The organism is Marivivens aquimaris, assembly GCF_015220045.1.
GTDB classification, from domain to species: domain Bacteria; phylum Pseudomonadota; class Alphaproteobacteria; order Rhodobacterales; family Rhodobacteraceae; genus Marivivens; species Marivivens aquimaris.
In genome coordinates, this window is the sequence record NZ_JADBGB010000001.1 from 241523 (window position 1) to 265626 (window position 24104).

Sequence of the window (24104 nt, forward strand, 5' to 3'; positions counted from 1 at the left end):
TAAAGTTCCCGTGGATCACAAAAAAAATGCGCCGAACCGACGAAATTGTGGTCCGCGCATTTGAAGCGAGCAGAAAATGGATTGTAATCAGGCAGCTAGGACCGAAACGATCGAGTCCTCGATTTGATAGGGTACAGTCGGTTTCGGGCAGAAAATCATGCCCGGATAACGGCTGGAAAGTTCGTCCTCAGTGGCGTGAGCCGAGTGGAAGATGATCGGCACGTTCGCTTTTTGCAGTACATCGGCCAGCGCGAATACTTCGCCGCCGCGTACATTCACATCGAGGATCGCCAGCGTCGGCAGGCTTTCGGCCATGGCGCTGAGACCGCCGTCTACGCTCGGTGCAGGGCCCATCACGTCCAGGCCCATGTCTTCGACTATGAATTTCAGATCGAGAGCGATGATCGCCTCGTCTTCTACGATAAGAACCCGACCTGCATCGGACTCTAGTAAACCTGCTATTCTCGCATCCATGACTGCTCCTCGCTTTTATTCGTTCGGACGGTCTATGCGGATTCAAGGACTCTCGGACGGAGTTTGTTCCACGAATTATTCGTCGGCGATGCTCACGTATGCAGAAAGGTAACAAGACCTACCCGAATGCAACACTTTGATATGTGCAAATTTGCAATGAAGTGCGTCGCAGCTGTTGAAAAATCAGCAGAAAACGGTCCGGACCTCACCGGGGTTCAGTGCGGGTTTTGCAGTGCGGCGATCACGTGATGTGACCGCATTCGTGAGGGCTTCTGACAGTTTCTTGAAGACGTTTGATCGCTTGCGAGTGGACTGAAACACGTGTGGTCCGATCGCAGATTTGTCATTCTAAATATTTGATATAAGGACGCTTTCTGTCCCATAGGGCTGTAACACCTACCGAGACCGTGAATTTCCGGCGAACTTAGCCGAGCGACGCCCATGGCGCGATCTCACTGCAAAAAAAAAACACCAGATGAGGCGTCAAATTCCGCAGCTGCGAGTAGCCAAATCGGCCTCCTCAGCAAATTGCACAATAAATTCTACTTAACCCGCTAACCAAGGATGATTACACAATCAGAGGTGACAAAATGTGCAAAAATTTTTCTGCAGCAAATATTTTTTAACTGCGATTCGTAGCGCTTCGGGTGACCGTTCAGCGTAAAATAGGCTCCAGCGCGTCGTACGCCGGCGCATCGGGATCCCGCCATGCGACGGCTGCAAGGCTATCGGGCTTGAGCCGGTATTCCGAGAGTTCTGACCGCGACACCCAGCGCCGGTGGGACACCACGCCTTCGGGATCCGTCCACTCACCATAGAGGTCTCCGGACACGATTTCGCAGCGGAAATAGATGTCGACCTGATGGAAGTCGCCGTCCGGATCATGGAATTCGTTGACCAGACACGGCTCGCCAACCTTCACGGTGATCCCCGTTTCTTCGAATACCTCGCGGGAAAGGTTGGCAGGCAAGCTCTGGTGCGGCTCTGCACCGCCACCAGGAGCGCACCACAGATGCGTCCGCCCGCGCCATGCATTGACGATCAGGAGTTTGTTTTCGTTCATGATGATGGCGCGCGTGGCCAGCCGGATCGGTCGTTTCATAGGTTAACTGTGTACAATGACGTCCGGTCAGACAAGATACCCACTGCCGCACATCCTATTGCGCACTATAACCCAAGTCATGAAAAACATTCTCGCTTCACTGCTGCTATTGACGGGCACCATCGCCCAAGCTGACCACGAGGACGAATGCGTCGTTCTGCTGCACGGACTGGCGCGCACAGGGCTCTCGCTGATCGTCATGGAAACCGTGCTGGAGGCCGAGGGCTATCAGGTGGTGAACTCGGGCTATCCGTCGACCGAAGATCCGATCGAGGTGCTTGTGGCAGAAAATGTGGGGCAGGACGTGGCGCAGTGCGGGGACAAGACGACCCATTTTGTCACGCATTCCATGGGCGGCATTCTGGCGCGTGCATGGCTGTCGAACAACCGGCCCGAGAAGATGGGCCGCGTTGTGATGCTGTCACCACCCAACCAAGGCTCGGAACTCGTTGACGAATTTGGGGATTGGGCGCCGTTCGAGTGGATCAACGGACCTGCCGGCGAGCAGCTCGGCACCGATGACGGAAGCGTTCCGTTGGAACTCGGGCTGCCTGACTACGAACTGGGGATTATCGCGGGGAACCAATCGCTGAACCCGATCTACTCGGCGATTATCGACGGTGAGGACGACGGCAAGGTCTCTGTCGCCTCGACCCGTCTGGAGGGCATGACCGACCACATCGTGCTGCCCGTCACGCACACTTATATGATGAACAATATCGCAGTGATTTCAGAGGTCATGGCGTTTCTGGCGGATGGCCATTTTGACCACGACCTCGAAGTGCTTGGCGATGATCTGGTGCAGAGCGAGCCGGCGAATTAATTCGCCGGACCCGTGATGCGGTTGATGTGGCCCATTTTGCGGCCCGGCTTGGCTTCGGCCTTACCGTAGAGGTGGATCGCGACGCCCTCTTTTGCGTAGTCCGGAATGCGGTCCACGTCGTCGCCAATCAGGTTTTCCATCACGACGTTGGAATGGCGGGTGCCATCACCGAGCGGCCAGCCGACGACAGCGCGGATGTGCTGTTCGAACTGGTCGACGACGCAGCCGTTCTGGGTCCAGTGACCGGAGTTGTGAACGCGCGGAGCGATTTCGTTCACGATGAGACCTTCGCGAGTGACGAAGAGCTCAACGCCCATGACGCCAACATAATCCAGCTTGTTCAGGATCTTAGCGGCCAGCAGCACCGCATCGGTGCGCTGTGCGGGCGTCAGGCGGGCAGGGACGGTGGTCGTGTCGAGGATACCGTTCTTATGCACGTTCTCGCCCGGATCGAAGCAGGACACAGCACCATCCAGACCGCGAGCGCCGATGACGGACACTTCGTGGCTAAAGTCGACAAAACCTTCGAGGATCGACGGTGCGCCTGCCATGTCGGCCAGCGCCTGTGCGGCGTCTTCGGGAGCCTTCAGGCGGGCCTGACCCTTGCCGTCGTAGCCGAAGCGGCGGGTTTTCAGGATCGCGGGCAAGCCGATTTCGTCGATGGCTTCGGCCAGATCGACCTCATCGTCGACAGCGGCGAACGGAGCGGTCTTGAGGCCGAGGTCGTTCAGAAACGCCTTCTCGACAAGGCGGTCCTGCGACACGGCAAGCGCTTTGCGGTTCGGACGGATTGGACGCACGGACTCGAGCATGTCGAGCGCGGAGGTTGGCACGTTCTCGAATTCGTAGGTGATCACATCGACCGAAGCTGCGAAATCGGCGAGCGCGTCGACGTCCTCGTAAGGGGCAGTCGTCACACGGTCGGCGACATGACCAGCAGGCGGGTTGGCCGAAGGTTCGAAAATGTGGGTTTTGAAGCCGAGGCGAGAGGCCGCGACAGAGAGCATCCGGCCCAGCTGACCGCCGCCCAGAATGCCGATTGTCGCGCCGGGCTCTAGGATATCAGTCATCGGAAGGCTCGTCGGGAATGGATGCGGAAAGGGCGTCGCGCCATGCGTCCAGTTTTTCAGCGAGGGCAGGGTCCTGCAGCGCGAGGATGCCAGCGGCCATCAGGCCCGCGTTGGCAGCACCTGCGGCGCCGATTGCCATGGTGGCAACAGGGAACCCCTTGGGCATCTGCACGATGGAATAGAGCGAGTCGACACCCGACAGCGCCTTGGTCTGAACCGGAACGCCGACAACGGGAACGCGCGTTTTCGACGCCATCATACCGGGAAGGTGGGCCGCGCCGCCTGCGCCTGCGATGATGACCTGAAGGCCACGCTCGGCAGCGGTTTTGCCGTAGCTCCAAAGGCGGTCGGGGGTCCGGTGGGCCGAAACGATTTTGGCCTCGTAAGAGATGCCCAGTTCGTCGAGAATATCGGCGGCAAGTTTCATTGTCGGCCAGTCGGACTGGCTACCCATGATGATGCCGACTTGGGGTGTAGTCATCGCGTAAAATCCCCGCTGCTGTCAGGAAGCGGCACTATACAAAGCGTAGGGGAAGGTGCAATCGTCAGGCGATGATATCGGGGAGAATTCGGTCTTCGATCTGGCTGATCTTGTCCTTGAGGACAAGTTTCTGCTTTTTCAGGCGTCGGATCGTAAGCATGTCAGCCGAGCCTTGGTCTTCAAGTGCGCGGATCGCTTCGTCCAGATCGCGGTGTTCGGTTTTCAGGACACTGAGTTTGACCCGAAGGACCTCGACCTGTTCCATCCTTGCGGATTTGTTCATACTTCACCCGAGCAATGGTCTTGCATCATACTGACAACCTACGCCTTTTTTGGCGTTCCGCCTAGCCCTTGCGAAGTCGGTGGCATCATCCCATATTTGAAAGCAAGAGGTCGCCGCTTTTCGGGGCCTTTTGACGGTCGCTTGAGCAAGGACATGTCGAATGACAAAACTGACTTTGGGAACCCATCCCTTCTTACTGGGGTTCGAGCAGCTTGAACGGCTGGTCGAGCGCACTGCCAAAACGGGCAATGACGGGTATCCTCCGTACAATATCGAACAGACGTCGGAACGGTCCTACCGGATCACTCTCGCCGTTGCAGGCTTCCGCGAGGAAGACCTTGCCATCACGGTAGAGGACAGCAGTCTCGTGATACGCGGGCGCCAGGCCGATGACAGTGACGAACGCATCTTCCTGCATCGCGGCATCGCTGCCCGCCAGTTCCAGCGCACCTTCGTTCTGGCCGACGGAGTCGACGTAGGGGAAGCGGTCCTTGAAAACGGCCTGCTGCATGTCGATCTTAATAGGAAGGTCCCCGACAGCGTGGTGCAAACCATCAAGATCAAAAGGAGTGCGGAGGCATGAACCAGAATTTCGAGCTCGATAAGAACGACGATCGCATCGTGTATGTGAAAGAAGTTGCCGTGGCCGACCTCCCCGACGAGGTGCAGGAAAAGGCCGGTGATCTGGAAACGCTCTTCTCGGTCCACAAATCCAACGGCGAGCAACTAGCGCTTGTCGCGGGACGCGAGCTTGCGTTTTCGCTGGCCCGTGAACACGACATGGATCCCGTGACCGTTCACTGATCGGAACGCACATCGCAAAAGACAACGAAGCGCCCCGAGGGGCGCTTTTTTATTTTGCCAAGCGACAGAAACGGGCGCCTTCTACGTAGCAAGGAGAAGCAATTTCGGAGCCCGTTATGTCCACCCCATTGAAATACACCCGCACCCAGATCGCATTACACTGGTCGGTCTTTGTGTTGCTGTTCGTCAGCTTCGTCAGCCACGATGGTATCAAGGACGCCTACCGCAGCTTTATGCGCAACGGCGCGGCCGAGATGTCGGTCGGTGCCTATGTCCACATTATCGTCGGCATCGTCATTCTGGCGCTTGTCGTCTGGCGCATTGCGTTGCGCTTCACCAATACTGCTCCGCCCGAACCGAAGGGTGGGCTGCTGGGTCTCGCTGCCAAAGCGGTTCAGTTCATTCTTTATGCCGTGTTGGTCATCCTGCCCGTGTCTGGCCTGATTGCATGGTTCGGCGGCCTGCATGACGCGGGCGACGTTCATGAGACGATGTTCACGCTAGGTCTGGCGCTTGTTGCGCTGCACATCATCGCAGCGCTGGTTCACCAGTTCTATTGGAAGGACAACCTGCTGGCCCGCATGAAGTAACAGCGCCTCTTTAAAGCAAAAACGCCCCGCTTTTTTGAGCGGGGCGTTTTCGTTTGTCGCAGGTCTCTGGCTTACTTGCCGGAGATAAGGCCCATGCTTTCGAGCTTGAGCAGTACCTGGTGTGCGCAGTTGTCGACGTCGACGTTCTCGGTCTCGACGACGATCTCGGCGTTGACCGGAGTTTCGTACGGATCCGAGATGCCGGTGAACTCCTTGATCTTGCCTTCGCGCGCCAGCTTGTAGAGGCCCTTGCGGTCGCGGCGTTCGCATTCCTCGATCGAGGTTGCGACGTGCACTTCGATGAACGCGCCGTAGGCTTCGATCATCTCGCGGACGGCGCGGCGGGTCGCGGTGTAAGGCGCGATCGGCGCACAGATGGCGATACCGCCGTTCTTGGTGATCTCCGACGCGACGTAGCCAATGCGCTTGATGTTGATGTCGCGGTGCTCTTTCGAGAAGCCCAGCTCCGACGACAGGTGCTTACGCACGACATCGCCATCAAGAAGCGTGACCGGACGGCCGCCCATTTCCATCAGCTTGACCATGAGCGCGTTCGCGATGGTCGACTTGCCCGAGCCCGACAGGCCGGTGAAGAACACGGTGAAGCCCTGCTTCGAACGCGGCGGCGAGGTGCGGCGCAGTTCGGTGACGACCTCGGGGAACGAGAACCATTCCGGAATTTCCAGACCTTCGCGCAGACGGCGACGCAGTTCGGTGCCCGAGATGTTCAGGATGGTGACGTTGTCGCGATCCTCGATCTCGTCGTTCGGCTCGTACTGGGCACGTTCCTGCACGTAGACCATGTGCTTGAAGTCGACCATTTCGATGCCGATTTCTTCCTGGTGTTCGCGGAACAGATCCTGCGCATCGTACGGGCCGTAGAAGTCCTCGCCTGCCGAGTTCTTGCCCGGACCGGCGTGGTCGCGGCCGACGATGAAGTGGGTGCAGCCGTGGTTGCGGCGAATGAGACCGTGCCAGACGGCCTCACGCGGACCGGCCATACGCATCGCAAGGTTCAGCAGCGACATGGTGGTGGTCGACTGCGGGTACTTGTCGAGGACAGCCTCGTAGCAGCGCACGCGGGTGAAGTGGTCGACGTCGCCCGGTTTGGTCATGCCGACAACCGGATGGATCAGCAGGTTGGCCTGTGCTTCGCGCGCGGCGCGGAAGGTCAGTTCCTGGTGCGCACGGTGCAGCGGGTTACGGGTCTGGAAGGCCACGACCTTGCGCCAGCCGAGCTTGCGGAAGTAGGCGCGCAGCTCGTTCGGGGTGTCGCGGCGGGCTTTGAAGTCATAGTGCACAGGCTGCTGTATGCCGGTGACCGGACCGCCGAGGTAGACTTTGCCGGCGGTGTTGTGCAGATAGTTGACGGCAGGGTGGGCCAGATCGTCGGCACCAAAGACCTTCTCGGCTTCGCGCGACTTGTTCGGCACCCATTTGTCGGTGACGGTCATGGTGGCGAGGATGACGCCTTCCTGATCGCGCAGCGCGATGTCCTGACCGATCTCGACGGTCTCAGCGAAAGCTTCGCTGACATCGAGATTGATCGGCATCGGCCACAGCGCGCCGTCGGCCAGACGCATGTTTTCGACAACACCGTCATAATCGGCTTCGGTCAGGAAGCCCTTCAGCGGATTGAAACCGCCGTTCATCAGCAGCTCGAGATCGCAAATCTGACGCGGGGTCAGATCGTGCGACGTCAACGAAGCAGCTTCCAATTTCAGTTTCTGGGAAGACTCGTGCGAGACATAAAGCTCGGGGATAGGGGCCATATCCATGGACGTACTCTCAATTTGATTTCGGCAATGCCGGACTTGGACGCTGCCTAGACCCGCAAGGGGCAAGTATTCAAGCGTTTCGGCAGGATTGCGGCGAAAAAGGATGCATTCGGGGGAGTCTTGCGGTCGGGCAGACACAAACATGTCGGCTTGCGCCAGTTCTGGACCGTCATCCGCGCAAATTCCGGTTTGGTGGAACAGGCGTTTCGTTCGCAGCGCTACCGCGCCTGTGGATAAGAAAAAAACTCCGGCGTTTGTAGCGCCGGAGCATCGTAGTTGGTTCAGGTCGATCAGACCTTAACGATGTCGCCTTCGGGCTGGAGCTCGCCGAGGTAACGCTCTGCATCGAGCGCGGCCATACAGCCCATACCGGCCGAGGTGACGGCCTGACGGTAGGTGTGGTCGGTCAGGTCACCGGCAGCAAATACGCCCGGAATTGCGGTGCGGGTCGAGCCGGGCTCAACTTTAACGTAACCGCCGTTGTGCAGTTCCAGCTGGTCTTTGACCAGTTCGCTGGCAGGGGCGTGGCCGATAGCGATGAAGACACCTGCGGCTTCGATATCGGTGATCTCGCCGGTCTGGACGTTTTTCGCTTTGACGCCGGTCACACCCTTCGGCTCGTGATCGCCAACCACTTCGTGAATTTCGTGGTTCCAGAGAACCTCGACCTTCGGGTGTTTGAACAGGCGATCCTGCAGGATCTTTTCGGCGCGCAGGCTGTCGCGGCGGTGGATCAGGGTCACCTTGGTCGCGAAGTTGGTGAGGTAGAGCGCCTCTTCCACAGCAGTGTTGCCGCCGCCTACAACGACGATTTCCTTGCCGCGATAGAAGAAGCCGTCACAGGTCGCACATGCCGAAACGCCGAAGCCCTTGAACGCGTCTTCGGTTTCCATGCCGAGCCACTTGGCGCGGGCGCCCGTCGCGAGGATGACGGTGTCTGCAGTGTAGACAGTGCCGCTATCGCCCTTAGCGACGAACGGGCGCTGCTGGAGGTCGAGATCGACGATCAGGTCGGTGATGATTTCGGTGCCCATGGCGCGCGCGTGCTCTTCCATGTTCATCATCAGTTGCGGGCCTTGGATTTCTTTCTCGCCCGGCCAGTTTTCGACCTCGGTCGTGGTGGTCAGCTGACCGCCCGGTTCCATACCCTGCACGAGGATCGGGTTGAGCATCGCGCGGCTTGCATACACAGCGGCGGTGTAGCCGGCAGGGCCGGAGCCGATGATGAGCAGCTTGGTGTGGCGGGTGTCGGACATGTCAGCCTCTTTCCATTGCGGTTCCCACCCGATATAGACCCGCGGCCTGCGTTCGAAAAGGGCGTCTGGCAAGCAATACATCCTGAAAAACAAATATATACTCTTGCGTAAGGATGTTGCGCAAGTTTGAAATATTGTTGCGCATTGATGCTGTACTGAGTAATCTCTGCGCAATAACCGAATGAGGAATAAAATGCCGGGCAGCAAACTCGACGAAATCGATCGTATGATTCTGGCAGAACTGCAGGCGGACGGTCGTATGACCAACGTCGAACTGGCCAAACGCGTCGGTATTTCCGCCCCTCCGTGCCTGCGCCGTGTGCGCACTCTGGAAGAGCAGGGCTACATTCGTGGTTACCACGCAGACGTCGATAGCCGCGAGCTGGGCTTTGAAGTCCAAGTCTTCGCGATGGTCGGTCTTTATAAGCAGGCCGAAGCTGATCTGTCCGCGTTCGAAGCACTCTGCCGCGGCTGGCCGCTCGTACGTGAGTGCCACATGCTTAATGGTGAAGTAGACTTCATCCTCAAGTGCGTTGCGCCCGATCTGCGCACGTTCCAGAGCTTCCTGACCAATGACCTTCTGACTGCAGACAACGTCTCGCAGGTCAAAACCTCGCTCGTCATTCGCGGTGCCAAAGACGAGCCCGGTGTTCCGTTTGAAGTTCTCGAAGAACGTCTCGCACGCGAAGCCTGATTTTTCGGAAGATTTACAGAAAAGACGACCCCGATGTAGTTGCGCGAGAGGCTTGTGCGCTGCGGGGTCGTCTTTCTGTTGAGTGATCCGACCTCTGGCCGGACAAGCGGGCGCGCAATACGCCCTGAACTTGAGCCAGCGTTTGCCAGAATGTGGCAGAGGTTGTCAAACTTTTTGCATCATTGTGCTGCAATCGGGAACGCTCACCGACGGCAGTACCCTGATTGTTGACCGAGAACATTCAATCTCCGCTGCGGCCGGATTTCCGTAACCCCGAATCGAAAAATGGCGGCCCATCGGACCGCCAGTACTCTCGAGAATAACAGGGGAGGAGAGTAGTCTTACGCCGCTGTCTTTGCCTTGACCGGAGCCGAGGCAGCCTTGCGGCGGATAATCAGGTCATCGCGACGGGCGCCACGCTCCCACGGGAGCGAAACTTCTTCGGTTTCAGCAGCAGCAATGATGGTCTTGAGCCAGCGCAGTTTGGTCATGTCCGTTATCCCTTCTGTTCCATGCCCGTCGGGGCGTTGAAGTCAGTTATCAGGGTTAACAGGGGCAGCACTAAGGCAGGTCTGTGCCGCAATTTTGGAATTTGCGTAGGGCAGAAAATTGATCGTCTGCGCGTAGCTACGTCCTTGTTTTATTGGGGAAATCTCAGCGCTCAGAAACAATAGCGCACAACCTATTGGGATTGTTTCGCTGCAATTGTGGCGGGTTTCTGGCGGATGCGTTCTATTTCAGAGCCGGATAGCAGCGATCAGACGTCCGTAGTCCGCTTCTTTGCGATGCGTTGTCCGGCGGTAGCTATAGAAGCGGTTCACGTCGGAATAGGTGCAATGCCCTGTCCACTCCGCATCACCGATGCCGGCTTCGCGCAGCTTGTGGAGGCCGAACATCGGCAGGTTGAACAGGTAACGGTCGCCTTCGCCGTTCGCAAAGAAACGCGCGTATTCATCGTCTTCGACAAGAAACGCATCAAGGAATTCGGGTCCGACTTCGTAGACGCGCTGGCTTATGGTTGGCCCAATGATCGCGACGGTGTTCTTGCGATCCGCGCCGATGGCTTCCATTGCGGCGAGGGTGTTTTCCAGCACGCCCCCGAGCGCACCTTTCCACCCAGCATGGGCCGCACCGACGACGCCTGCGTTGTGGTCGGCGAAAAGCACGGGCTGGCAGTCGGCGGTCAGGATCGACAGCGCGAGGCCGGGTACGTTGGTGACCATCGCATCCGCAGCGGGGCGAGGCTCCGACGCGTCGGTGATTGTGAGAACATCGGCCGAGTGGACCTGATGCACACCGACCAGCGCGTTTTCATCGACATCCATCGCTTCGGCGACGCGATTGCGGTTCATTGTGACCGCTTCACGCATGTCGGACGAGCCGTACCCGCAGTTCAGCCCTTCGAAGATGCCCGAAGACGCACCACCTTTGCGGCCGAAAAAGCCATGCTTCAACGTGCCAAGCGAACGGTGAGTAATGATGTCCAGAGTCATGCTTCCAAGCCTGCAGGAGGTGTGCTGTTTGCGGGGTAAAGCCCGATTACTTTAAACAGGTCGCCCATTTCTGCGGGGTGGGTCAAGCGGCGATGGGCCGCGATGTGCGATTCCAGTGCGTTACCGCTCAGTCTGGAGGCAAGTGCCCGCGCGCGGTCCGTAATGCCGAGCCGTTCGAGGAACACGCCCTGCGGCGTGACGCGTGTGAACTTGGCGGGGGCTGCGTTCAACGCGATCGCTTCGAAATCAACGTGGCACGTCAGGTCGGCACTGCCGGGCTCGGCTAGCGGATCGGTGCGTTCGTGGCCTTTGAGCGCCTGAAGCGTATCGCCGAGCGAGCGCCAGTCACCGTAATCGATGAACAGCGCCAAGCCGCCGTGGTTGTCGATGCGCTCTCCGATCTGGGACGTGATGGCGGGCAGGGCGGAGCAGACCTCGACCAAATCGCCGTCGTTTGTGTCCTCCAGCCGGTGCTTCAGCATCTCGAGCGGCGCTGCGGTCGAAAGGCCGAAGGTCAGCGCGTCGTCCTCGACCCCTATCACCCGCTCGCGCCAAGCATCACCATCGCGAACAAACTGACGGACGGGGAGGGCGTCGAAAAACTCGTTCGCGGCGAGAAACAGCGGACCCTCGGGCAGGTCGGCAATCTGGTCGTGGAACGCTTTGACAGGGACCCGCTCGGCTTGCGCTTTGCGGAGCACAGGTGACGCTTCGACCAGATGGACATCCAGCGCTTCATGAAAACCGGGAACGCCCTTTGTCGCGCGCAGGATGTCCGCCATCAGCGTCCCGCGACCGGGGCCGAGTTCGGCAAGGATGCCCTTAGGCTGTCCCTGATCTATCCAAGCCTGCGCGATGCAGAGGCCGATGACCTCACCGAACATCTGCGAAATCTCGGGCGCGGTGATAAAGTCGCCCTGCTGTCCGAACGGATCGCGGGTGGCGTAGTAGCCGTGCTCGGGGTGCAACAGAGCTTCTCGCATGTAGTCGGCGAGCGTCAGCGGGCCCGTGCGAGCAATGCGGGCCTTCAGGATATCCGTCAGCGCCGTCATGCGCGCTTCCGTGCCCAGATGACGAGGCCGATGCCGATGATGATCATTGGCAGCGAAAGGAACTGTCCCATCGTCAGGCCGTAACCGCCGATATGGTAGGCAAGGCCCAGCGGGTTGCCTGGCGTCTGGAACTGCGCGTCCGGCTGGCGGAAGAATTCGACGATAAAACGGGAGATGCCGTAGCCCGCGAAGAACACGCCTGTGATGAGCCAAGGGGTCTTCAGCGCGCCGCGGCGGAACGCGAGGTAAAGCAGCACGCCGCCAAGGATCAGACCCTCCATCGCGGCTTCATAGAGCTGCGAGGGGTGGCGGGCGCAGACGGGCAGAAGGCACGACTGTGCCGCTTCGCCCGGGAAAATCACAGCCCACGGCACATCGGTGACGCGGCCCCAAAGCTCTGCGTTCACAAAATTCGCGATGCGGCCCAGCAACAGCCCGAATGGCGTACCGAGCGCCATGCTGTCTGCCACTGATCCGAGGCGCAAACCCTTCACCCGCGAATAGATTAACACTGCGAGGATCACGCCGAGGAAGCCGCCGTGGAACGACATGCCGCCCTGCCAGACCATCATGATCTCTGCGGGGTTGGAGAGGTAATAATCGAGCCGATAGAACAGGATGTACCCGAAACGACCACCCAAAATGACGCCGACGATGATCCACGTCATCAGGTCTTCGAGCGTCCGCTTGTCCATCGGCGGAGTGTCGTTATGCCAGAGCGCAGGCCTTGACAGCGCGCGGCGCACGGTCAGCCAGCCAAGGCCGATCCCGACAATATAGGCCAGAGCATACCAGCGCAGGGCAAACTCGTTGCCGAAGAGGTTGATCGAGAAAACCTCGGGTGAAAGATCGGGAAAGGGGATCGCTGCAATCATGACCGAGTGATGATGCGCCGCGCGCAAGGTGTCAACGGCTGACGGGGTTGTCACGCACGCCTTGGCAGCCCATATAAAGCTCGAGCAATGCCGGAGTGACACATGCAGACGCGTAACAAGATCCTTGATGATTTTTCCCAGCTGATGACCAATGCCATGGGCGTGGCCCAGGGTGCCAAGGACGAAGCGAACAACGCTATGAAGTCCATGCTGGACCGCTGGCTGGCCGAACGCGACTTCGTGACCCGCGAAGAGTTCGACGCTGTCCGCCTGATGGCCCAGAAGGCCCGCGAAGAGAACGAAGCGCTCAAGGCGCGGCTCGACGCACTGGAAAACAAGTAAGACATCGGGGCGCCATCGGGCGCCCTTTTGTTTTCCGCAAAGGGATGGTGCGGATGACACAAACAGGGCTGCGTCGCTTGACGTGGGGATGCCATTGAGCGTTACCGCCCTATAGTCCATCCAAGTTCGGCATGTTACGGACGAATTGATTGGGGATGGCAATGCCAGCGACTACAGCGCACAAATCTGTGCTGCGCTATTTTTATCTTGCTTTTATAGTCACTGCTATCGGTCTGGTGCTGAGCACCTTTGTCGGCTGGAGCATGCACGGCACCGTCAAGGGCCTCGTGAATGTTCTGTTCATCACGGCGGTCCTGTCCGTGCTGGAAATCTCGCTTTCCTTCGACAACGCCATCGTCAACGCCAATAAACTGCGGGAAATGACGCCTGTCTGGCAGCACCGTTTCCTGACGTGGGGTATCCTGATCGCGGTCTTTGGCATGCGGATCGTGTTCCCCGTTCTGGTCGTCGCGATTGCCGCCAAGGTAGGGCCGCTTCAGGCGGTCAATCTGGCTCTGTCGCATCCACACGAATATGCCGAGATCATGGAAGGCGCCCGCGTGCCGATCAGCGCATTCGGCGGCACATTCCTTTTGATGGTCGCGCTTTCCTATTTCTTCGACCCCGACAAAGAGGTCCACTGGCTCCCCGGTGTGGAGCGTCTGATGGCGAAGGTCGGCGGCGCGAAGTTCCTCGTCGTGACCATCGTTCTGGGCACGATTACCTTTGTCTCCAGCCTGTTCGATCCGCTGATGAGTTCGCTGTTCCTCCGCTCCGCGATCTGGGGACTGCTGACGTTCCTGCTGGTCGAGGTGCTGAGCGATTATCTTGATACGGGCAACACGGGCGTTGCCGCGTCGGGCGGTCTGGGCGCGTTCCTCTACCTCGAAGTACTGGACGCGTCGTTCAGTTTCGACGGCGTAATCGGCGCGTTTGCCTTGACGCAGAACCTTTTCATCATCGCGATCGGCCTCGGCATCGGTGCGATGTATGTGCGATCAATGACGGTGATGCTGGTCGAGAAGGGGACCTTGAACGAATATCGCTACCTCGAGAACGGAGCCTTCTGGTCGATCCTCGTGCTTGCGATTATCATGTTCGTGCAAGTCACCCACCACGTACCCGAAGCTCTCACCGGCCTCATCGGGGGCGTCTTGATCGGAGCCTCGTTCTTTGCATCCGTCCGGCACAACCGCATCCATGGAAGCTGATCGCGAAGTCGACGCGATCGGCCTGCTGTGCCCGCTGCCTGTGCTGAAGGCCCGCAAGGTGCTCGAAGCGATGGAGCCGGGGCAGGTGCTGCGCCTGCTGGCATCGGACAAGATGGCGGCGGTGGACCTGCCGCTTTTCTGCCGCGAGGCGGGACATGAGTTTCTGGGCGCAACGGATGTCGATGGCGGCACGGCCTATCTGATCCGCAGGAGCTAGCTTTCCAGATCTTTGGGCGTGTTGAAGTTGCGGAAGATGTCGCCGTCGAACCGGACTTCCTTCGCGCCGACCTGCTTGGCCCAGCCCATCACACGTCGCTCGCCACTTTCTAAATATGCGCGCAGATGTGGTGCAAGGCTGGTCTGCCAAAGACCCAACGTGGGATGCGCCCGCCATTCGCCGTCCACCAGCGAGGCGGCATAGGAGGGGGCCGTCAGCCGCTGTACCAGATCGTGCGGCAGGCAAACCGTATCACCGGCGACGACAAGCACTTCGTTGCCCTCGGCCCATTCCAGCGCAGTCAACAGTCCCGACAGCGGTCCGCAGTCGGGCAGGCCGTCCGCGACGACTTCGCCATATCCCGCATACCGCGCTGGATCGCCGCCCGCGTTGATCGCGATATCTCCCACCTGACCTGCTAGGCCTTCCAGCACATGCTCGATCAGCGGACGCCCGCGCCAGTGCATCAACGGTTTGTCGCCGCCGCCCATGCGCGTGGCCTTGCCGCCTGCGAGGATGACTGCCGGTGGTTTGTGCATAGCTCGCCTTTCCTTTTCCCGCGCATCCTGCAATCCTGCGCGTACCGTCACAAGAGGAAGCCATGCTCGGCTATATCATCGCGACCAAAACGCAGACCGCCAATACCACTCTGACCGAGGTGTCTCGCCGCTTGCTGGCGGAAGGCGTCACGCTGGTCGGTGCCTGCCAGATCAACGACGATCCGCAGGACGGCACGCCCTATCACATGGACCTGCACCTGATCCCCGATGGCGATATCATCCGCATCAGCCAGAACCTCGGCCCGCTGGCGTCGGGTTGCCGACTGGATGGGGCCGCGTTGGAGCAAGCTGCTGGCAAGGTTCAAACAAAGCTGTCAGGTGCGCCGCAGATGTTGCTCGCCAACAAATTCGGCAAGCAAGAGGCTGAGGGACGCGGGTTCCGTCCCGTGGTGGGCGAAGCGCTCGCCGCCGGAATTCCCTGTCTGCTCGCCGTGCGTGACGAAACCGTACCTGCGTTCATCGAATTCACCGATGGCATGGGGGAAGAGCTTCCCAACGATGTCGATGCGGTGATGGCGTGGGCCAAGCAGACGTTGCTGGAGACAGCATAAAGGGGCCCGAAGGCCCCTTTTTTCAGTTCGCTTTCTGCTCGTCCGCCATCCGCTTGAGGGTTCGGCGTTTCGACGAGAACGAGAAGATCAGCACACCCACCGTCACAATCGCGATCATGATCGTCGAAAGCGCGTTGATCTGCGGTTTCACACCGCGCCGCACTTCCGAGAAAATCTCGATCGGCAGGGTGGTGGCGCCGGGGCCTGTGGTGAAGGACGCAATCACGAGGTCATCGAGCGACAGCGTGAACGCGAGCAACCAGCCGGAGATGACCGCAGGCGCAATGTTCGGCAGCGTCACATTGATGAACGTGTCGAATGCCGACGCGCCAAGGTCCGACGCGGCTTCTTCCAGCGACTGGTCGAAGGTCAGCAGGCGGGACGATACGACCACCGACACGTAGCACATCGCGAAGGTCGTGTGTGCCAGCACGATGGTCAGCATGCCCATCTGGTTGAACATCGCCTTAAACAGCAACAGCAGCGACAGACCGAGGATCACGTCCGGCATCACGAGCGGCGCGTAGGTCATGCCCGAGAAAAGCGTGCGGCCGTAGAACTTGCCTCCGCGCACCAAGACATAGGCCGTGATGGTGCCGAGGATCGTGGACAGCGTTGCCGTGGCGAAGGCCACCCGCAATGTCACCCAAGCGGCGTCGAGGAACTTCTCGTCGTGGAACAGTTCGCCGTACCACTTGGTCGAAAAGCCGCCCCAGATCGCGACGTTGCGGCCACCGTTGAACGAGAAAATCACGAGGATGATCATCGGGATGTAGAGGAACGCGAAACCCAGCGTCAGCGACGTGAGGTTGAACCAGCTCATTTTCTTCATTGGTCAGCCTCCGCCTGTTTTTGCTGGTTGCGCTGGAACAGCACGATCGGGACCACGAGGATCAGCAGCAGGATCACCGCTACCGCAGAGGCCACCGGCCAGTCGCGGTTGGAGAAGAACTCTTCATACAGGATCTTACCGATCATCAGCGTGTCTGATCCGCCAAGCAGCGACGGGATTACGAATTCGCCGAGCACGGGGATGAACACGAGGAAACAGCCCGCGATGATACCCGGCATCGAAAGGGGCAGGGTGACGAGCCAGAAGCCTTGCGTACGGGTGCAGCCAAGGTCTTCGGCCGCTTCGAGCAGCGAGACGTCCAGCTTTTCCAGCGTCGCATAAATCGGCAGGATCATGAACGGCAGGTAGGTGTAGACGATGCCGACATAGACCGCGAAATTCGTGTTCAGCATGGTCAGCGGCTCGTCGATGATCCCGAGCCACAGCAGGAAGCTGTTCAGGAACCCTTCGCGACCCAGAATGCCCATCCATGCATAAACGCGGATCAGGAACGAGGTCCAGAACGGCAAAATAACAAGCATCATCAAGGTCGGGCGCCATTCCTCGGAGGCTTTCGCCATGCCGTATGCAATCGGGAAGGCGACAAGCAATGTGATCGCGGTCGAGATGATCGCGATTTTGGCCGAGGACAAATAGGCGGTGTAGTAAAGCGGGTCGCTGGCGAGGAATTCGAAATTCTCGAAGTCCAGATTGCCGAAGAACGACTTAAGGCCGGTCCATCCCTCCGACATCTCAAGCGTCGGGGTATAGGGCGGGATCGCGATGGCGGGGTCCGACAGTGAAATCTTCACCACGATGATGAAGGGCACGAGGAAGAACACCAGCAGCCACAGGTAGGGTACCGCGATCACGGCAAGACGGCGGTTGATACGGTAGGCCGCGACGAAAACCGCGAAGGCAATCAGCAAGCCGCCGGTAAAGTGGCTGCCATCCGCTTGGTTCAGCCAGATCAATGCGACGCCTGCCACTGCGAGCAGGGCGGCAAGGACCAGATCGGCCTTACTGGCGTATGCCGACTCCAGAGTTTGGGAAAAGCGCATACCGCCCCCTTACTCGGTCAGCACAACGCCGGCGGTGTCGGTCCACGACAGCCAGACATTGTCTTCCCAAGTGAAGTCGCGGCGCGACAGGCGGCGGCTGTTGGTCATCGAGGCCTCGACCTTCTGACCGTTGCCCAACGTGACGAAGTAGCTCGACAGGTGACCAAGGTAGCCGATGTCGAGAATGGTGCCGTGCGCGTGGTTTGCGCGGTCGGTCATCGGTTCAGAAGTCACAGCGATTTTCTCGGGGCGGATGGCGTAGGACACGCGCTGGCCGTCGGTGATGTGTTTGTCCGTCTTGGCATGGATCGGCGCGGCACCTTCGGCGTAGTGGATTTCGATCCCGCCTTCGACGACCTTTGCGTTGCCTTCGATGATGTTCACATCACCAATAAAGTCGGCCACATAGACGCTGTTGGGCTCTTCGTAGATGCCGGAGGGCGTGTCGACCTGAATGAGCTTGCCGTTGTCCATGACCGCGATGCGGCTGGCGACGGTCATCGCTTCTTCTTGGTCGTGGGTCACGATGACGAAGGTCGTGCCCGTCTTCTCCTGAATGTCCATCAGTTCGAACTGCGTGTCGTTGCGCAGCTTTTTATCAAGCGCGCCAAGCGGCTCGTCGAGCAGCAGGAGCTTGGGTGCCTTGGCGAGCGAGCGGGCGAGGGCGACGCGCTGGCGCTGGCCACCGGATATCTGGTGGGGTTTGCGCTTGGCAAACTTCTCAAGTCGCGTGAGACGGAGCATCTCTGCAACGCGGTCCTTGATCTGGTCTTTGGGCATGTCGGAGCGGCGCAGACCGAAAGCGATGTTGTCGAACACGCTCAGGTGCGGGAACAGCGCGTAGCTTTGGAACATCATGTTAACGGGGCGCTTGTTTGGGGGAACTTTCACGATGTCCTGTCCGCCAAGAAGGATCTGGCCTTCGCTCGGCATCTCGAAACCTGCGAGCATCCGCATTAGCGTGGTCTTGCCGCAGCCCGACGGGCCGAGGAGAGCAAAGAATTCCTTGGCGTAGATGTCGAGGGTCAGGTTGTCGATTGCGGTGAAATCACCAAACCGCTTGGTCACGTTCTTGAACTGGATCAGCGGCTTTTCGTTGGGGTCATTCCACGGGGCAAAGACTACCGGCGTTTTGGAAAGTTCGGCCATAATTCCGAAATGCTCCTTGTAAAATAGGACCCCGCGCCCGTGTTTCAGGGCGCGGGGCAACAGGCATCAAATTAGATGCCCGATTTGATCTTGGTCCACAGACGGGTCAGCGTACGCTGCGAACGCGCATCCCACGGGGTTGTGGTGTAGAGGCTTTCGAGCGTGGCTTCGTCCGGATAGATCGCGGTGTCGCCGATGACGTCTTCGATCAGGTACTCTTGCGAAGCGAGGTTGCCGTTCGCGTAGTAAACGTAGTTCGAAGCCGCAGCCATGTTCTCTGCGTCCATGATGAAGTTCAGGAACGCGTGGGCACCTTCGGGGTTCGGCGCGTCAGCCGGAATGGCCATCATGTCGAACCACATCATCGCGCCTTCGGCCGGAGCGTTGTAGGCAATCTCTACGCCGTTGTCGGCTTCCCAAGCACGGTCACGCGCCTGAAGGATGTCGCCCGACCAACCCAGAGCAACGCAAATTTCGCCGTTGGCGAGGGCGTTGATGTATTCCGAGCTGTTGAACTTCTGGATGTAGGGACGAACAGCCATGATGACTTCTTCGGCCTTTGCCAGCGACTCTTCGTCGTGGCCATCGGGGTCCATGCCTGCGTAGGCGAGGGCAGCCGGAATGACTTCGACCGGAGCGTCGAGCAGTTGGATGCCGCATTCGGACAGTTTTTCAGCGTTTGCCGGATCGAAGATCAGCGACAGGCTGTCGAGCGGAGCGTCCTCGCCGAGGATTTCCTGAACCTTGTCGACGTTCACGCCAATACCGGTGGTGCCCCACATGTAGTTGATGGCGTATTCGTTGCCGGGGTCATACTCGGCGGTGCGGTCCTTGATCAGGTCCCACAGGTTTTCCGCGTTCGGCAGCTTCGAGTAGTCGAGCGGCTGAAACGCGCCCGCAGCGATCTGGCGCTGAAGGAAAGTGCCGGTCGGAACAACGACGTCGTAGCCCGAACCGCCCGAAAGCATCTTGGTTTCCAGAACTTCGTTCGAGTCGAACACGTCATAGACCAGTTCATAGCCGGTTTCGGCTTCGAATTTGTCCAGCAGTTCTTCGTCGATGTAGTCGGACCAGTTGTAGACGTGGACTTCTTCGGCAGCGGCAACCGAGCCGAAGGCCATCAGTGCCGCGATCGGCAGCATCGTCTTTTTCATGTTTGATCTCCCATGTTGTACTGTCGGTCACGTTACCGACTTTCGAATTTGATCAAAGTACAGTGCGTCGTGACCGTAGTTATTGGCAGTGCCACTTTGCATCCCGCCACGGTAGCGACGAAAAAACAAGCATTGTTGTAGGTCAGTTTTGCATTATCGACAGCAGATGGCGCGAATTTGGGCGTAATGTTAAGCTTGTTCCCGACAAGCGGGTGCCGCAAACCACCTAAATCGGTGTGATCGAAAATCCATCGTCGTGTCCGTTGAAAGGTGCAATCCGGCATCGCGATTCCCGTCCGGATGCGCTGACCTCCGGTGGCAATTTGATCAAAATACTTGACAGTAGACCTGCTTAAAATATCCTCGCCACAAAGGACACCGGCCCGAGGGCCGCCGACTGTCCGCTCTATTCCGCCCTTTGCAGGAGCAGCTATGAACCTCATCAGCACCCAGACCCCGACCGCCGAACTTCAGGCGCTCGATTCCGCGCACCACATGCACCCGTTCACCGACGCCGAGGGCCTTGCTGCCAAAGGTGCCCGCGTCATTACCCGCGCGGAAGGCGTTTGGCTGCAGGATAGCGAAGGGCACCGCATCCTCGACGGTATGGCCGGTCTGTGGTGCATGAACATCGGCTACGGCCGCGACTCGCTGGCCGAAGTCGCCGCGCGCCAGATGAAAGAACTGCCGTACTACAACACCTTTTTCCAGACGACCCACGTCCCCGTCATTGCGCTGTCCGCAAAGCTGGCCGAACTGGCGCCGGGCGATCTGAATAACGTCTTCTTCGCTTCGTCGGGTTCGGAAGCCAACGATACCAACCTGCGCCTCGTGCGCCGCTACTGGCAGTGCAAGGGCCAGCCCCAGCGCCGCATCGTGATCGGCCGCAAGAATGGCTACCACGGTTCGACCATGGCCGGTGCGAGCCTTGGCGGCATGGGCGGGATGCAGGACCACGGCGGCGGCATTATCGACGGCATCGAACACATCAACCAGCCGAACTGGTGGTCCGAAGGTGGTGATATGTCGCCCGAGGACTTCGGTCTCGCCCGCGCGAAAGAGCTGGAAGACAAAATCCTCGAAGTCGGCCCCGAAAACGTCGCTGCCTTCATTGGTGAACCGGTGCAGGGTGCTGGCGGCGTGATCGTTGCTCCCGATACCTACTGGCCAGAAATCCAGCGCATCGTCGACAAGTACGGCATCCTTCTGATCGCTGACGAAGTCATCTGCGGCTTCGGTCGTACCGGTGAATGGTTCGGCTCGACCACTGTCGGCATCAAGCCCGACATCATGACCATCGCGAAGGGTCTGTCTTCGGGCTACATCCCGATCGGCGGTTCGATCGTGTCGGACGAAATCGCGCAAACCGTCGGCGCGCAGGGCGACTTCAATCACGGTTACACCTACTCGGGTCACCCCGTTGCGGCAGCCGTTGCGCTGGAAAACCTGCGTATCCTAGAGGAGGAAAACCTCGTCAGCTACGTGAAGAACGACATCGGGCCGTACCTTGCAGAAAAGTGGCACAGCCTTGCGGATCACCCGATGGTGGGCGAGACCAAGATCGTCGGCCTGATGGCCAGCCTCGCGCTGACCCCGAACAAGGACGCCCGCGCCAAATTCGCCAGCGACGAAGGCACCATCGGCTTCATGACCCGTGAGCGTTGCTTTGCCAACGACCTGATCATGCGCCACGTTGGCGACCGCATGATTATCGCTCCGCCGCTCGTCATCACCCGCGAAGAGGTCGACGAACTGATCGTGCGCGCCCGCAAGTCGCTGGATGAAGCCTACGAGCAGGTGAAAGAGCAGGGTCTCTTCGTGGCGAAGTGATGGATTTCCTGACAGCAAACGACAAGCTCGGCGAATATCCGTCGAGCTGGTACGCCGCCACGGCAAAGCCTCTGCCCCCTCAGCCCGCGCTGCGGGGGCATGTGCATTGCGACGTCTGCGTTGTGGGCGGCGGTTTCACGGGCCTCTCGACTGCGCTGCATCTGGCTGAGCGCGGCTACAAGGTGACCTTGGTCGAAGCACAGCGCGTGGGTTTCGGTGCTTCGGGCCGCAACGGTGGTCAGGTCGCGCAAGACCAGCGGCTCGATCAGGAAGAGCTGGAAAAGATGATGGGCAAGGATATCGCCCGCCAGCTTTGGGCCTTGGGGCAGGAGAGTGCGCAGCTTGTCCGTGACCTTGATGCCAAGTGGGATTGCGGTGCCGGTTGGGTGCCGGGGATCATCCACGCGGACCACAAAGAGCGGTTCGTCGGGCATTCCCATGCCTACGCCGAGAAGCTGAACCGCGAATACGATTACGATCTGATCCGCCCGCTGGACCGCGACGAAATCCGCGAACTGGTGGCATCTGAGGCCTACCACGGCGGCACGCTCGATATGGGCGGCGGGCACATCCACCCCCTCCGTTTCGCGCTGGGCCTCGCCCGCGCCTGCCAGCAAGGCGGGGTGACCATCTACGAACAGACCCGCGTGGTCGACATCGTGGACGACAGCCCTGCGCAGGTCATCTGCGAGCATGGCACGGTCGAGGCCGACTATGTCGTGATGGGGTGCAACGGCTATCTTGGCAAGATGAACGGCCACGTCGCGGCCCGCGTCATGCCGATCAACAACTTCATCGTGGCGACCGAGCCGCTGGACGACCCCGATGCGGTGCTCAAAAACAATCACGCCGTTGCCGACAGCAAGTTCGTCATCAACTATTTCCGCCTGTCCGAGGACAACAGGATGCTGTTCGGTGGGGCAGAGAGCTATGGCTACAAGTTTCCGTCTGACATTGCCTCGCTTGTCCGCAAACCGATGTCAGAGATTTTCCCGCAGCTTGCTGACGCCCGTATCGACTACGCTTGGGGCGGCACGCTCGGTATCACAATGAACCGGATGCCGCATTTCGAGCGACTCTCGGGCAATGTTCTGAGCCTTTCAGGCTATTCGGGCCACGGTGTCGCGATGGCGACGCTTGCGGGCAAACTCGCTGCCGAAGCTATTGCGGGGCAGGCCGAACGGTTCGACCTCATGGCTTCCGTTCCCACGCCGCGCTTCCCTGGTGGTGCTGCGCTGCGCTGGCCGCTGCTGGTGCTCGCAATGGTCTGGTACAGTATGCGGGACAAACTTTGATCCGTCTCGCCGTGCCGTCGGACGTCGCCGCGATCACCGCCATCGCGTCGGCATCCTTCGCGCACTACGTCCCTCGTATCGGCCAGCCGCCTGCACCAATGGTTGCGGACTATGCAGAGCTGGTGAGTTCGGGCGGCGCCTATGTATTCGAGGACGAATTGATCCTCGGCTATCTCGTTCTGGAAGTGTTGGACGACGCCATGCTGCTCGACATCGTCGCGGTGTCACCTGAAGCGCAGGGTCGCGGGGTAGGGAAGGCGCTAATGGTCTTTGCCGAAAATCAAACGTGCGCCGCAGGTTCGAGCGCGATCCGCCTCTACACCAACGCGCTGATGCACGAGAATGTCGGGCTCTATGGCAAGATTGGCTACGTCGAAACGGGGCGGAAAACCGAGAACGGCTTTGACCGCATCTATATGGAAAAGCAGCTTTAGCTCATCGACGAGCGAATCTGATCAAAGCCCTGCGCGATGTCGGCGTAGATCGCAGCGCCGACACCCGTCGCGTCCTTACGGCGAAGCGCTGCAATCGCGTCCGCGTGTTTGTCGTCCAGCGTCGCGGTGCCGAACCGCCCACCCATGACCCGCAGGCTTGGACCCATCCGCAGCCACAGCGTATCGGCCAGTGCGACCGTCGTGCGCGCTTCGGATGCCGCGTAGAGCGTGGCGTGGAAACGGTAGTTCTGAATGAGGTAGCTGCGCACATCACCACGGTCGATGGCGCGGTTGACCTCTTGGTCGATGGCCTCAAGCTCCAGAATTGCCTCCGGAGTGATCTTTTCCGCAGCCCAGATGGCCAGTTGCGGCTCTAGCGCCAGACGTGCGAACGCGAGTTCTTCGATGTCGTCAGCCCGAAGAACGGGCACGCAAACGCGGCGGTTGCCAAGAAATTCCAGCGCGTTTTCGGCAGTCAAACGGCGGATCGCTTCACGCACAGGCGTCATGCCCGCGTCAAGCTCCTGCACCAGTCCTTGGATCGTCACCGCTTGCCCCGGTTCCAATTCGCCGCACAGGATCATCTCGCGCAGGCGGCGATAGACCAATTCGTGGGCGGGAACCTTCGGGCTTTGGGCGTCGTCCAATCTACGATCCTTTCGGCGGTGTTTCTCGCGATAGTGGCGCACCGGA

29 protein-coding genes are annotated in these 24104 nt (G+C 59.5%); 12 read left to right on the top strand and 17 right to left on the bottom strand.

Features of this window, described 5'->3' with window-relative positions:
- Positions 1-87 precede the first annotated feature (87 nt).
- Positions 88-474: a response regulator gene (locus tag IF204_RS01135; protein WP_194094005.1), complete on the bottom strand. Its 387-nt coding sequence runs from the start codon at positions 472-474 to the stop codon at positions 88-90.
- Between the two features lie 655 nt (positions 475-1129).
- Entirely contained in the window at positions 1130-1576 is a 447-nt protein-coding gene (locus IF204_RS01140) for an NUDIX domain-containing protein (protein ID WP_194094007.1), read from the bottom strand.
- A 79-nt stretch (positions 1577-1655) separates the two neighbouring features.
- Between IF204_RS01140 and IF204_RS01145 the strand changes: the two genes are divergently transcribed.
- Positions 1656-2399: an esterase/lipase family protein gene (locus IF204_RS01145; protein ID WP_194094008.1), complete on the top strand. Its 744-nt coding sequence runs from the start codon at positions 1656-1658 to the stop codon at positions 2397-2399.
- On the opposite strand, the gene IF204_RS01150 is transcribed toward IF204_RS01145, so the two are convergent.
- From IF204_RS01150 to IF204_RS01160, 3 genes are all read right to left on the bottom strand, one after another.
- Positions 2396-3469: a 5-(carboxyamino)imidazole ribonucleotide synthase gene (locus IF204_RS01150; RefSeq protein ID WP_194094010.1), complete on the bottom strand. Its 1074-nt coding sequence runs from the start codon at positions 3467-3469 to the stop codon at positions 2396-2398. The genes IF204_RS01145 and IF204_RS01150 overlap by 4 nt on opposite strands.
- On the bottom strand, positions 3462-3950 hold the full coding sequence (gene purE / locus IF204_RS01155) for a 5-(carboxyamino)imidazole ribonucleotide mutase (RefSeq protein ID WP_194094011.1): 489 nt from the start codon (positions 3948-3950) through the stop codon (positions 3462-3464). Before purE ends, IF204_RS01150 begins: the two co-directional genes overlap by 8 nt.
- Positions 3951-4014: 64 nt before the next feature.
- The gene (locus IF204_RS01160; RefSeq protein ID WP_167639294.1) at positions 4015-4233 is read right to left on the bottom strand and encodes a YdcH family protein; all 219 of its coding nucleotides are present in this window, start codon (positions 4231-4233) and stop codon (positions 4015-4017) included.
- A gap of 160 nt (positions 4234-4393) precedes the next feature.
- Here IF204_RS01160 and IF204_RS01165 point away from each other — a divergent pair, with 160 nt between their 5' ends.
- The 3 genes from IF204_RS01165 to IF204_RS01175 all read left to right on the top strand — a co-directional run bounded on the left by IF204_RS01165 (position 4394) and on the right by IF204_RS01175 (position 5627).
- Entirely contained in the window at positions 4394-4816 is a 423-nt protein-coding gene (locus IF204_RS01165) for an Hsp20 family protein (RefSeq protein ID WP_194094013.1), read from the top strand.
- Positions 4813-5037 (top strand): DUF1150 family protein, encoded by a 225-nt coding sequence (locus IF204_RS01170; protein ID WP_167639292.1) that lies wholly within the window; start codon positions 4813-4815, stop codon positions 5035-5037. The genes IF204_RS01165 and IF204_RS01170 overlap by 4 nt, the downstream gene beginning before the upstream one ends.
- Before the next feature lie 116 nt (positions 5038-5153).
- Complete coding sequence (locus IF204_RS01175) at positions 5154-5627, top strand: cytochrome b (RefSeq protein WP_194094015.1); 474 nt, start codon at positions 5154-5156, stop codon at positions 5625-5627.
- A 71-nt stretch (positions 5628-5698) separates the two neighbouring features.
- Here IF204_RS01175 and IF204_RS01180 read toward each other — a convergent pair whose 3' ends face one another.
- Together IF204_RS01180 and trxB are read right to left on the bottom strand one after the other, a co-directional pair.
- Positions 5699-7405, bottom strand: coding sequence for a bifunctional sulfate adenylyltransferase/adenylylsulfate kinase (locus IF204_RS01180; RefSeq protein ID WP_194094016.1), 1707 nt, complete (start codon positions 7403-7405; stop codon positions 5699-5701).
- A gap of 290 nt (positions 7406-7695) precedes the next feature.
- The gene (gene trxB / locus IF204_RS01185; protein WP_194094018.1) at positions 7696-8661 is read right to left on the bottom strand and encodes a thioredoxin-disulfide reductase; all 966 of its coding nucleotides are present in this window, start codon (positions 8659-8661) and stop codon (positions 7696-7698) included.
- 193 nt (positions 8662-8854) lie between these two features.
- Between trxB and IF204_RS01190 the strand changes: the two genes are divergently transcribed.
- Positions 8855-9355, top strand: coding sequence for an Lrp/AsnC family transcriptional regulator (locus IF204_RS01190; protein WP_167637552.1), 501 nt, complete (start codon positions 8855-8857; stop codon positions 9353-9355).
- Positions 9356-9696: 341 nt separating this feature from the next.
- Here the strand turns inward: IF204_RS01190 and IF204_RS01195 are convergent, their stop codons facing one another.
- The 4 genes from IF204_RS01195 to lgt form a co-directional block, all read right to left on the bottom strand.
- Positions 9697-9846 carry a hypothetical protein gene (locus IF204_RS01195; protein WP_194094020.1) on the bottom strand — a complete coding sequence of 50 codons (150 nt, stop codon included), beginning with the start codon at positions 9844-9846 and terminating at the stop codon, positions 9697-9699.
- 246 nt (positions 9847-10092) lie between these two features.
- A complete protein-coding gene (gene pgeF / locus IF204_RS01200) occupies positions 10093-10848 on the bottom strand; it encodes a peptidoglycan editing factor PgeF (RefSeq protein WP_194094022.1) in 756 nt (251 codons plus the stop codon).
- On the bottom strand, positions 10845-11900 hold the full coding sequence (locus IF204_RS01205; protein ID WP_194094024.1) for a class I SAM-dependent methyltransferase: 1056 nt from the start codon (positions 11898-11900) through the stop codon (positions 10845-10847). The genes pgeF and IF204_RS01205 overlap by 4 nt, the downstream gene beginning before the upstream one ends.
- The gene (gene lgt / locus IF204_RS01210) at positions 11897-12775 is read right to left on the bottom strand and encodes a prolipoprotein diacylglyceryl transferase (RefSeq protein ID WP_194098106.1); all 879 of its coding nucleotides are present in this window, start codon (positions 12773-12775) and stop codon (positions 11897-11899) included. Before lgt ends, IF204_RS01205 begins: the two co-directional genes overlap by 4 nt.
- 102 nt (positions 12776-12877) lie before the next feature.
- On the opposite strand from lgt, the gene IF204_RS01215 reads away from it, so the two are divergent.
- The 3 genes from IF204_RS01215 (at position 12878) to IF204_RS01225 (ending at position 14545) form a co-directional block, all read left to right on the top strand.
- Positions 12878-13117, top strand: a complete 240-nt coding sequence (locus IF204_RS01215; protein ID WP_167637556.1) for an accessory factor UbiK family protein — start codon at positions 12878-12880, stop codon at positions 13115-13117.
- 161 nt (positions 13118-13278) lie between these two features.
- The gene (locus tag IF204_RS01220) at positions 13279-14328 is read left to right on the top strand and encodes a DUF475 domain-containing protein (protein WP_228069000.1); all 1050 of its coding nucleotides are present in this window, start codon (positions 13279-13281) and stop codon (positions 14326-14328) included.
- The gene (locus tag IF204_RS01225; RefSeq protein ID WP_194094028.1) at positions 14318-14545 is read left to right on the top strand and encodes a sulfurtransferase TusA family protein; all 228 of its coding nucleotides are present in this window, start codon (positions 14318-14320) and stop codon (positions 14543-14545) included. The genes IF204_RS01220 and IF204_RS01225 overlap by 11 nt, the downstream gene beginning before the upstream one ends.
- Here IF204_RS01225 and mobA read toward each other — a convergent pair.
- The gene (mobA, locus tag IF204_RS01230; protein ID WP_194094029.1) at positions 14542-15084 is read right to left on the bottom strand and encodes a molybdenum cofactor guanylyltransferase MobA; all 543 of its coding nucleotides are present in this window, start codon (positions 15082-15084) and stop codon (positions 14542-14544) included. The two genes, IF204_RS01225 and mobA, sit on opposite strands and share 4 nt — an antisense overlap.
- Before the next feature lie 62 nt (positions 15085-15146).
- On the opposite strand from mobA, the gene IF204_RS01235 reads away from it, so the two are divergent.
- Entirely contained in the window at positions 15147-15656 is a 510-nt protein-coding gene (locus IF204_RS01235) for a DUF2478 domain-containing protein (RefSeq protein WP_194094031.1), read from the top strand.
- A 22-nt stretch (positions 15657-15678) separates the two neighbouring features.
- Here the strand turns inward: IF204_RS01235 and IF204_RS01240 are convergent, their stop codons facing one another.
- The 4 genes from IF204_RS01240 to IF204_RS01255 form a co-directional block, all read right to left on the bottom strand.
- Positions 15679-16488 (bottom strand): ABC transporter permease, encoded by an 810-nt coding sequence (locus IF204_RS01240; RefSeq protein ID WP_194094033.1) that lies wholly within the window; start codon positions 16486-16488, stop codon positions 15679-15681.
- Positions 16485-17549 (bottom strand): ABC transporter permease subunit, encoded by a 1065-nt coding sequence (locus IF204_RS01245; RefSeq protein WP_194094035.1) that lies wholly within the window; start codon positions 17547-17549, stop codon positions 16485-16487. Before IF204_RS01245 ends, IF204_RS01240 begins: the two co-directional genes overlap by 4 nt.
- Before the next feature lie 9 nt (positions 17550-17558).
- Positions 17559-18698, bottom strand: a complete 1140-nt coding sequence (locus IF204_RS01250) for an ABC transporter ATP-binding protein (protein WP_194094037.1) — start codon at positions 18696-18698, stop codon at positions 17559-17561.
- A 71-nt stretch (positions 18699-18769) separates the two neighbouring features.
- Positions 18770-19852 carry a polyamine ABC transporter substrate-binding protein gene (locus IF204_RS01255; protein ID WP_228069001.1) on the bottom strand — a complete coding sequence of 361 codons (1083 nt, stop codon included), beginning with the start codon at positions 19850-19852 and terminating at the stop codon, positions 18770-18772.
- Positions 19853-20284: 432 nt separating this feature from the next.
- Between IF204_RS01255 and IF204_RS01260 the strand changes: the two genes are divergently transcribed.
- From IF204_RS01260 to IF204_RS01270, 3 genes are read left to right on the top strand one after another with little or no spacing between them, the layout of a single operon-like run.
- The gene (locus tag IF204_RS01260) at positions 20285-21682 is read left to right on the top strand and encodes an aspartate aminotransferase family protein (RefSeq protein ID WP_194094039.1); all 1398 of its coding nucleotides are present in this window, start codon (positions 20285-20287) and stop codon (positions 21680-21682) included.
- Positions 21682-22977, top strand: a complete 1296-nt coding sequence (locus tag IF204_RS01265; RefSeq protein ID WP_194094041.1) for an NAD(P)/FAD-dependent oxidoreductase — start codon at positions 21682-21684, stop codon at positions 22975-22977. Before IF204_RS01260 ends, IF204_RS01265 begins: the two co-directional genes overlap by 1 nt.
- Positions 22974-23411 (top strand): GNAT family N-acetyltransferase, encoded by a 438-nt coding sequence (locus IF204_RS01270; RefSeq protein WP_194094043.1) that lies wholly within the window; start codon positions 22974-22976, stop codon positions 23409-23411. Before IF204_RS01265 ends, IF204_RS01270 begins: the two co-directional genes overlap by 4 nt.
- Here the strand turns inward: IF204_RS01270 and IF204_RS01275 are convergent.
- Entirely contained in the window at positions 23408-24058 is a 651-nt protein-coding gene (locus IF204_RS01275) for a GntR family transcriptional regulator (protein ID WP_228069002.1), read from the bottom strand. The two genes, IF204_RS01270 and IF204_RS01275, sit on opposite strands and share 4 nt — an antisense overlap.
- Between the last annotated feature and the right edge of the window lie 46 nt (positions 24059-24104).

What these genes read in the sequence shown, in the direction of transcription:
- IF204_RS01235 (WP_194094031.1), top strand. Translation starts at nt 15,147, where the DNA reads ATGCTCGGCTATATCATCGCGACCAAAACGCAGACCGCCAATACCACT.
- IF204_RS01180 (WP_194094016.1), bottom strand. Translation starts at nt 7,405, where the DNA reads ATGGATATGGCCCCTATCCCCGAGCTTTATGTCTCGCACGAGTCTTCC.
- IF204_RS01150 (WP_194094010.1), bottom strand. Translation starts at nt 3,469, where the DNA reads ATGACTGATATCCTAGAGCCCGGCGCGACAATCGGCATTCTGGGCGGC.
- IF204_RS01220 (WP_228069000.1), top strand. Translation starts at nt 13,279, where the DNA reads ATGCCAGCGACTACAGCGCACAAATCTGTGCTGCGCTATTTTTATCTT.
- IF204_RS01260 (WP_194094039.1), top strand. Translation starts at nt 20,285, where the DNA reads ATGAACCTCATCAGCACCCAGACCCCGACCGCCGAACTTCAGGCGCTC.
- IF204_RS01240 (WP_194094033.1), bottom strand. Translation starts at nt 16,488, where the DNA reads ATGAAGAAAATGAGCTGGTTCAACCTCACGTCGCTGACGCTGGGTTTC.
- IF204_RS01265 (WP_194094041.1), top strand. Translation starts at nt 21,682, where the DNA reads ATGGATTTCCTGACAGCAAACGACAAGCTCGGCGAATATCCGTCGAGC.
- IF204_RS01225 (WP_194094028.1), top strand. Translation starts at nt 14,318, where the DNA reads ATGGAAGCTGATCGCGAAGTCGACGCGATCGGCCTGCTGTGCCCGCTG.
- IF204_RS01160 (WP_167639294.1), bottom strand. Translation starts at nt 4,233, where the DNA reads ATGAACAAATCCGCAAGGATGGAACAGGTCGAGGTCCTTCGGGTCAAA.
- IF204_RS01250 (WP_194094037.1), bottom strand. Translation starts at nt 18,698, where the DNA reads ATGGCCGAACTTTCCAAAACGCCGGTAGTCTTTGCCCCGTGGAATGAC.
- IF204_RS01165 (WP_194094013.1), top strand. Translation starts at nt 4,394, where the DNA reads ATGACAAAACTGACTTTGGGAACCCATCCCTTCTTACTGGGGTTCGAG.
- trxB (WP_194094018.1), bottom strand. Translation starts at nt 8,661, where the DNA reads ATGTCCGACACCCGCCACACCAAGCTGCTCATCATCGGCTCCGGCCCT.
- IF204_RS01195 (WP_194094020.1), bottom strand. Translation starts at nt 9,846, where the DNA reads ATGACCAAACTGCGCTGGCTCAAGACCATCATTGCTGCTGCTGAAACC.
- IF204_RS01140 (WP_194094007.1), bottom strand. Translation starts at nt 1,576, where the DNA reads ATGAAACGACCGATCCGGCTGGCCACGCGCGCCATCATCATGAACGAA.
- IF204_RS01245 (WP_194094035.1), bottom strand. Translation starts at nt 17,549, where the DNA reads ATGCGCTTTTCCCAAACTCTGGAGTCGGCATACGCCAGTAAGGCCGAT.
- IF204_RS01135 (WP_194094005.1), bottom strand. Translation starts at nt 474, where the DNA reads ATGGATGCGAGAATAGCAGGTTTACTAGAGTCCGATGCAGGTCGGGTT.
- IF204_RS01145 (WP_194094008.1), top strand. Translation starts at nt 1,656, where the DNA reads ATGAAAAACATTCTCGCTTCACTGCTGCTATTGACGGGCACCATCGCC.
- IF204_RS01255 (WP_228069001.1), bottom strand. Translation starts at nt 19,852, where the DNA reads ATGAAAAAGACGATGCTGCCGATCGCGGCACTGATGGCCTTCGGCTCG.
- IF204_RS01190 (WP_167637552.1), top strand. Translation starts at nt 8,855, where the DNA reads ATGCCGGGCAGCAAACTCGACGAAATCGATCGTATGATTCTGGCAGAA.
- IF204_RS01205 (WP_194094024.1), bottom strand. Translation starts at nt 11,900, where the DNA reads ATGACGGCGCTGACGGATATCCTGAAGGCCCGCATTGCTCGCACGGGC.
- mobA (WP_194094029.1), bottom strand. Translation starts at nt 15,084, where the DNA reads ATGCACAAACCACCGGCAGTCATCCTCGCAGGCGGCAAGGCCACGCGC.
- purE (WP_194094011.1), bottom strand. Translation starts at nt 3,950, where the DNA reads ATGACTACACCCCAAGTCGGCATCATCATGGGTAGCCAGTCCGACTGG.
- lgt (WP_194098106.1), bottom strand. Translation starts at nt 12,775, where the DNA reads ATGATTGCAGCGATCCCCTTTCCCGATCTTTCACCCGAGGTTTTCTCG.
- IF204_RS01170 (WP_167639292.1), top strand. Translation starts at nt 4,813, where the DNA reads ATGAACCAGAATTTCGAGCTCGATAAGAACGACGATCGCATCGTGTAT.
- pgeF (WP_194094022.1), bottom strand. Translation starts at nt 10,848, where the DNA reads ATGACTCTGGACATCATTACTCACCGTTCGCTTGGCACGTTGAAGCAT.
- IF204_RS01215 (WP_167637556.1), top strand. Translation starts at nt 12,878, where the DNA reads ATGCAGACGCGTAACAAGATCCTTGATGATTTTTCCCAGCTGATGACC.
- IF204_RS01175 (WP_194094015.1), top strand. Translation starts at nt 5,154, where the DNA reads ATGTCCACCCCATTGAAATACACCCGCACCCAGATCGCATTACACTGG.